The 6,672-nt window shown below is 72.3% G+C and carries 5 protein-coding genes and 2 pseudogenes; 6 read left to right on the top strand and 1 reads right to left on the bottom strand.

All coding sequences use genetic code 11. From position 1 onward, the window contains the following. A pseudogene (locus tag ACWEBX_RS36155) lies at positions 1 to 83 on the top strand (transcriptional regulator); the annotation flags it as partial. 401 nt (positions 84 to 484) lie between these two features. On the opposite strand, the pseudogene ACWEBX_RS36150 reads toward ACWEBX_RS36155, so the two are convergent. After that, positions 485 to 931: pseudogene (locus ACWEBX_RS36150) on the bottom strand (AAA family ATPase); the annotation flags it as partial. 316 nt (positions 932 to 1,247) lie between these two features. Between ACWEBX_RS36150 and ACWEBX_RS36145 the strand changes: the two are divergent. The 5 genes from ACWEBX_RS36145 to ACWEBX_RS36125 all read left to right on the top strand — a co-directional run. Beyond that, the gene (locus tag ACWEBX_RS36145; protein WP_451888988.1) at positions 1,248 to 2,873 is read left to right on the top strand and encodes an MFS transporter; all 1,626 of its coding nucleotides are present in this window, start codon (positions 1,248 to 1,250) and stop codon (positions 2,871 to 2,873) included. Positions 2,874 to 3,072: 199 nt separating this feature from the next. Beyond that, a complete protein-coding gene (locus ACWEBX_RS36140; RefSeq protein WP_151467062.1) occupies positions 3,073 to 3,270 on the top strand; it encodes a hypothetical protein in 198 nt (65 codons plus the stop codon). A 143-nt stretch (positions 3,271 to 3,413) separates the two neighbouring features. After that, a complete protein-coding gene (locus tag ACWEBX_RS36135) occupies positions 3,414 to 4,076 on the top strand; it encodes an HdeD family acid-resistance protein (RefSeq protein WP_451888987.1) in 663 nt (220 codons plus the stop codon). A 128-nt stretch (positions 4,077 to 4,204) separates the two neighbouring features. Continuing rightward, positions 4,205 to 6,001: an ArnT family glycosyltransferase gene (locus ACWEBX_RS36130; RefSeq protein ID WP_451888986.1), complete on the top strand. Its 1,797-nt coding sequence runs from the start codon at positions 4,205 to 4,207 to the stop codon at positions 5,999 to 6,001. Positions 6,002 to 6,214: 213 nt separating this feature from the next. Beyond that, a partial coding sequence (locus ACWEBX_RS36125; RefSeq protein ID WP_451888985.1) for a hypothetical protein occupies positions 6,215 to 6,672 on the top strand: 458 nt, incomplete at its 3' end.

Genomic DNA, 6,672 nt, shown 5'->3' with positions numbered 1-6,672 from the left:
CACTGCTCGGAGTGAGCCCCGCACAGATCAGCCAGATCGAGGCCGGCCTCGCGGGCGTGAGCGAGAAGCGGCCGAGGATGCTCGACCGCAGGAGCAGATCCTGTGTCTCCTCCTCCTGCGCTTCCAGGACCTCGGCCAGCAGGAAGTCCGCGAGCGTGCTCTGGCCCGCCTCGAAGTTCTTGATGAAGGTGTCCGGGTCGTCGACGTGCTGGGCCGCGAGGATGCACAGGCGCAGTCCGGCCGCCCAGCCTCCGGTCCACTCCGTCAGCGACCGCGCGCCTTCGTCCGACAGCCGGATGTCGTGACGGTTCAGCAGGGCCGCCGTCTCGCCCGGGACGAACGCCAGGTCGGCGCCCCGGACCTCGGCGACCGCTCCGGCGGCCCGGTAGCGGTGGAGCGGTAGCTGTGGCTCGGTACGGCTGACGATGACCAGCCGCAGTCCGCCGCCCGCGTGACGCAGGACGAACTGGAGCTCGTCGGCGACCTCCGCCGAGGCTCCCACCCGGTCGAACTCGTCCAGCACCAGGATCACGGGCTCCGCGCGTTCGCTCAGCCAGGCCGCCAGCCGGGTCAGCAGGGAGTGGTCCACGTCGCCGGGGCTCGACGGGCTGCCGATGTCGTCGGGGACGGCCGCTCCATGGCGCCGCAGGGACTCCAGGACGTACGTCCAGAAGATGCCGGGGCCGGTGTCCTCGTGCTCCACGGTCAGCCAGGCCACGTCGTCCGGGCGGTCCCTCGTGGAGATCCAGTGGGCGACCAGGAGCGTCTTCCCGGCGCCCGCGGGCCCGTTGACCAGCGTGAGGGGACCCCGCACGCCCTCGGTGAGGCGTCCGGTCAGCCGCGGCCTGCGGACGAAGGTCTCCGTCAGGTCCGGGACGGTGAACCGGACGGCGAGCAGCGGGTCACCACCCGGTGTCAGCAGCCCGGCCATGGGGTCCTGCCTCCGCGATGTCTCGGCAGCGGCGACGCGTCCGATCCGATGTGGTCCGGGTCCACGGCTCCCTCCCCGGTGTAACCCCCGCACACTGATCGTCACCCGCTGTCCCGAATGTCGCAAGACAGGCTTTTCGGTCCCCCGCCGCGGGTGAGGCGCGGGGCACGCCGCTTCGGGTGCCATGGGAGCGGATCCCCGGATGGCGGGGACGCGTGACTCCGGGTGCCATGGAGATGCCGTGGACGCGGAGCCGGACCGGACTCCGCCGTCCGGCAGAGCGGCCTCGCGGGCCGGATCGATGAGGTGGTCACCGGTGAAACACTGGCGCGCTCTGGCCGTGCTCGGGACGGCCCAGTTCCTGATGGTCCTGGACACGTCCGTCATGAACGTGTCCATCAGCCAGCTCGTGGAGGACTTCGACACCGAGGTCACCGCCATCCAGGCCGTCATCACGCTCTACGCGCTGGTCATGGCCGCTTTCATGGCCACCGGCGGACGGCTCGGCGACATCCTCGGACGCCGTCGGCTGTTCCTCGTCGGACTCGTCGTCTACGGCGTGGGGTCGGCCCTGACCGCGGTGGCTCCCACGCTGTGGATGCTCGCACTCGGCTGGTCGGTCGTCGAGGGCCTCGGGGCAGCCCTGGTGCTGCCGGCCATGGCGGCCCTGGTGGCGGAGTCCTACAGAGGGCGGGACCGTGCCGTCGCCTACGGGGTCATCGGCGGGCTCGCCGGCGCCGGTATCGCGGTCGGACCGCTGCTGGGCGGCTGGGTGACGACGTACCTCACCTGGCGGCTGGTCTTCGCGGGCGAGGTCGTGGTCGTCGTCGCGATGCTGTGCTTCCGCCGGGCGATCCCCGAGAAGCCCCGGCCCGAGTCCCGCCCCCGGCTGGACGGCGTGGGCGCCTTCCTGTCGGCGGCCGGACTCGGACTGGGTGTGCTGGGCGTCCTCCAGAGCGGCACCTGGGGGTGGGTGCAGCCCCGCAACCCGCCCTTCACCGTCCTCGGTTTCGCCCCGACGCTGTTCGTCGTCTCCGCCGGGGTGCTCGTCCTCGCCGCCTTCGCCAAGTGGGAGCGCCGCAGGGAGGCGCAGGGCACGGACCCGCTGGTCCATCTGTCGCTGCTGCACCGGCTGCCCCTGCGTTCCGGTCTGCTGACGCTGGTCAGCCAGAACCTGATCCTGCTGGGGCTGTTCTTCGCCATCCCGCTGTATCTCCAGGTGGTGCAGGGATTCGACGCGTTCCAGACGGGCCTGCGGCTGCTCCCGGTGTCCGTCACGATGCTGGCGGCCTCCGTGCTGGCCTCCAGGCTGGGGCGGGTGATGGGGCCGCGCCGTGTGGTCAGACTGGCCCTGCTGACCCTGCTCGGAGCCATCACCTGGCTGCTGGCCACCATCCAACCGGTCATCGACGACGCCCAGTTCGCCGGGGCCATGGCCCTGCTGGGCGTCGGCATGGGGCTGCTCGCCTCCCAGCTCGGCAACGTGGTGCAGTCCAGCGCCGGCGAGGAGGAGCGCAGCGAGGTCGGCGGGCTCCAGTTCACCGCCCAGAACCTGGGCTCCGCGCTCGGCACCGCGCTGATCGGGTCGATCCTCGTCGGCGCCCTGGCCCAGGCCTTCACCACCCAGGTGGCGAAGCATCCGGACGTGTCGCAGGAGGCACGCGAGAAGACCGGCATCGCGCTGGAGGCGGGCATCAGCTTCGTCCCCACCGACCAGGTGCGTTCGGCGGCCGAGCAGGCCGGGCTGCCGCCGGCCGAGGTCGACGCCGTCACGGACTCCTACGCGACGGCGCAGTTGGGCGGCCTGAAGGCGGCGATCCTCGCGGCCGGCGGCATCACGCTGGCTAGCTTCCTGGTCACGACGCATCTGCCGACCGGGCGGACGGGCCGCGGCAAGGAACCCGGCACGGGTGGCTCGGCCGTGCCCCTCGAACAGGCGTGAACGCGGGAGGCCCGGACGGGGCATGGACGCGCGAGGCCCGGACAGGCGTTGAGGCGGGGGGACAGGCGTTGAGGCGCGAGGGGGCCGCCCGGTCCCAGGTTCACCTCCTGCGGGTGAGGGCGGGCGGGGCGGGGCGGCGGATGATCGTGGGAAAGGGTGCCGTCCGCCCGCCCCAGGCCGCCTGCCGGGGGGAGCCCGCATGCAGTACGAGATCCGTGTCGAGGGACATCTGTCGGAGACGCTTTCCGAGGCGTTCCCGGAGATGGACCACGTGCTGATCTCGGGTCAGACCATCCTGTTCGGCCCCGTCGTCGACGAGGCGCACCTGTACGGGCTGCTGGCCCGCTGCCGGTCACTCGGACTGCGGGTCGTGGAGATGCGCCAACTGCCGGGGTGACCGCGAGGATCACCCGCCGGGGGTGAGCCGCCGGGGCCCGGCGCGCGGGACCGTGGACGAAGGGAATCCACCCACCGTCCCGTCGGTGGCCCGCGACCGGTCCACTCGACCGCGTGATCCGCTCGACCGCGTGAGGAGGAACCATGACGGAATCGCATGATTCGGCACCGCACACCGGGCCGGAGCCCGGGCCCGGCCCCCCGGCTTCCGCGCCCCCGGGCGACCCCGTGGTGCTGCTGGACCGAGTCGGCGCCTCCTGGACCTGGCTCCTCGGCTCGGCCGTCGCGACGCTGATCCCCGGCATCCTGGTCCTGGTCTGGCCGGAGGAGACCCTGCACGTCCTCGCGGTCCTCCTCGGCCTCTACCTGCTGGTCATCGGCGGGTTCCGGTTCGTGTCCGTGTTCGGCCACCGGGAGCAGGGCAACCGGTTCGCCACGCTGCTGATCGCGGTGCTGTACGTGCTGGCCGGCGTCTTGTGTCTGCGCAACCCGATGCAGACCATCGCCGCGCTCTCCCTGATCCTCGGCGTCGTCTGGCTCGTGTCCGGTGTGCTGACCGCGTACACCGCCCTCTCCTCCAGGGACCTGCCGCACCGCGGCTTCGTCCTGTGCGGGGCGGCGATCGGCGTCATCGCGGGCATCGTCGTCCTGGCCCTGCCCACCGAGTCGGCCCGTGCCCTGACCCGGCTGCTCGGTCTGTGGATGGTGCTGATCGGCCTGGTCGAACTCGCGATCGCCTTCGCCTGGCGGTCCGCCCTGCGCCGGGCGGTGGCGGTCACGCCGCGCGACCCGGCCTCGCCCTACTGACCGCCGGGCATACTCGTGACTCCCCTGCCCGGGCGCCGACCGGACGATCCGGCCGGCGCCTCGGCGCGTACCCGAATCCGTGGGCCGCCCGGTGAGCAGGCTCGTACGGAGCGGACGTAACAAAGGGCATGCCGACATTCCTGGCCAGCAGGCACGACGAGCGCGTGCCGGTGAACAGCGCGGTGACGCCGCACACGCTCCTCGGGTTACTGCGGCGGCACAGACGCGCCGCGTTCGTGGTGGCCGTGGCCCTGCTGCTGGTCCAGATGGCCGTCGCCATGGTCAGTACGGCCGTCGAGCAGACCCCGACGATCGACGAGCCCGTGTACGTGGGCACCGCGACGGTCTACGTCCAGCAGCACGACCTGCGCTACAACCCCGAGCATCCGCCGCTGGGCAAGCTGATCATCGGGACCGGACTGCTGTTCGCGCACCCGCACCTCGACCCCGCGTTCACGGGCGACCAGACCGAGCTCGGACGGCACGTGCTGTACGAGTCCGGCAACGATCCCTGGCGGGTGATGCTGTGGGCGCGGTTGCCGGTGATCGTCCTGACGCTGCTGTCCGGGCTCGTCGTCCTCGCGTTCGCCCGTGAACTCGCGGGCCGTACGGGCGCGCTGGTGGCCCTCGCGCTCTACGCCTTCTCGCCCGACGTGATCGCGCACGGCTCGCTGGCCACGCTCGACGTGCCGGCGTCGGGCTTCCTGCTGACGTCGGTGTGGCTGGTATGGCGGGCCAGGCGCCGGCCGTTCCTGTACGTGCCGCTCTCCGCCGTCGCGCTCGGCGCGGCGGTGGCGACCAAGATGAGCATGCTGCCCGCCGTACCCGTGGTGCTGCTCCTCGCGGTGGTGTCCGTGTGGCACGCGGGCCGCGCCGACCCGGGCGCGGCACCGACGGGCGACGCACGAGCGAAGGCCCGGCTGCTCGGACTCGCCGCCGCGGCCGTCGCCGGGACGGCCCTGGTGGTCGTCGCCGTGGTGTGGGCGACCTATCTGGCCGTCGATCCCCGGCTGCGCTGGACGGCGCCCCCGGACCTCCCGGCCGTGCACGGACTGCGCGCGCTGCTCATCGGCCATCTGCCCCTGCCACAGCCCTACCGGGACGGGATGCGGGTCCAGTTCGGCTTCGAGAACACGAGCTGGCAGGGCTTCCTCTTCGGCCGGCTCTACCATGGGTCTCTCTGGTACTACCTGCCGGCGGCGCTGCTGGTGAAGACCCCGCTCGGCATGATGGCGCTCTGGACGGCCGGTTCGCTCACCCTCCTGGCCGTACGCCGGCTGCGCCCCGCGGCCCCGTACCTCCTGGTCCCCCCGGCGCTGCTGCTGGCCTCGGCGATGACCGGTTCCCGCGATCTCGGTGTGCGCTACTCCGTGTTCGTGCCGATGTTCCTCGCGGTCGCGGCGGGCTGCGCCGTCGCCGTGCGAGGGCACCGCCCGGAAGCGGAGGGCCGGCCGGAAGCGGAGGGCCGGCCGGCGTGGGCGGGAGCCGTGCGCCGACGGTGGCCGAACCGGGCGCGGACCGGGACGGCGGCGCTGGTCCTGTTCGTGGCCGTCAGCTCGCTGCTGACGTATCCGTACTACCTGCCGTACTCGAACGAGGCGTTCGGCGGCCCGGAGAAGACCTATCTGCGGCTGCACGACTCGAACGTCGACTGGGGCCAGGACCTCGGCCGCCTCGCCGACCGGCTGAAGGGGCACTACCCCCACGAGAAGGTGTGGCTCGTCTACAAGGGCGCCGGCCTACCCGCCGCCTACGGCATCCACGCGGCCGACCCCCGCAAGGTACCCGCGTCCCGCGTACACGGACTCCTGGTCGTCTCCGACACCGCGATCGACACGGCCGGCACCCGCTTGAAGACACTGCTGGCGACGAGCAGGCGGGTCGAGGAGGTCGGCCACTCGATGACCGTGTTCCGAAGGGCTTGAGAGGCCGGGCGGCGCCGTCGTCCCAGCCGGACAGGACCTGCGGGCCGACCGGATCCCACGCCCACTCCACCGTGCGCGGGGTCGGCGGCAAGCGGGAGCCTGGGCCCGGCCCGGAGCCCCGGTCCATGGCCGCAACGGATCTTTGGAGGTTCGAGGTTCCGGGCCGGGCAATCTTCGGTACTCTCGCCCTCGCGCCGTGCGGGTAGGGGGAGCATGCGGACTGCCAGACGGATTCAGGTTGTCGCCGGTGCCTCCGCCGCCCTGGCGGCCTGGACGGCGACGGCTCTGCTGACCCGCGTGCCGGTGCTGCTCGTCGCTCTCCCGGTGGTCGGAGCACTCTGGCTCCTGGTGCTGCTGGACGGCGGCTATCTCCTCGGCCGGGAGTGGGCACACCGACGCCGACGCCGGGCCAGCGGACCGCAGCGCACGGCCTGGTCCCCGGAACCCGGTGTACGCAAACCGATCGACTACCCGAACATCGTGCCGCGCCCGGCGGGCGACAGTGCGGTGGACCGGCAGGGGCGATTCAGGGCCACCGGCATCCGGCTCGCCGTTCTGCCCGCCCTGGCGGTGGTGTTCCTGACCGTCCAGACCGTGTTCTTCGACCACGACAGCGATCTGGGTCTGGGATTCGTCCTCGCCGAGTGCCTGCTGCTCGTCTTCATGGTCTG

It is taken from the genome of Streptomyces sp. NPDC005070 (genome assembly GCF_053600395.1).
Note: the sequence above shows the minus strand (reverse complement) of the source record. Positions and strands in the feature narration are given on the sequence as shown.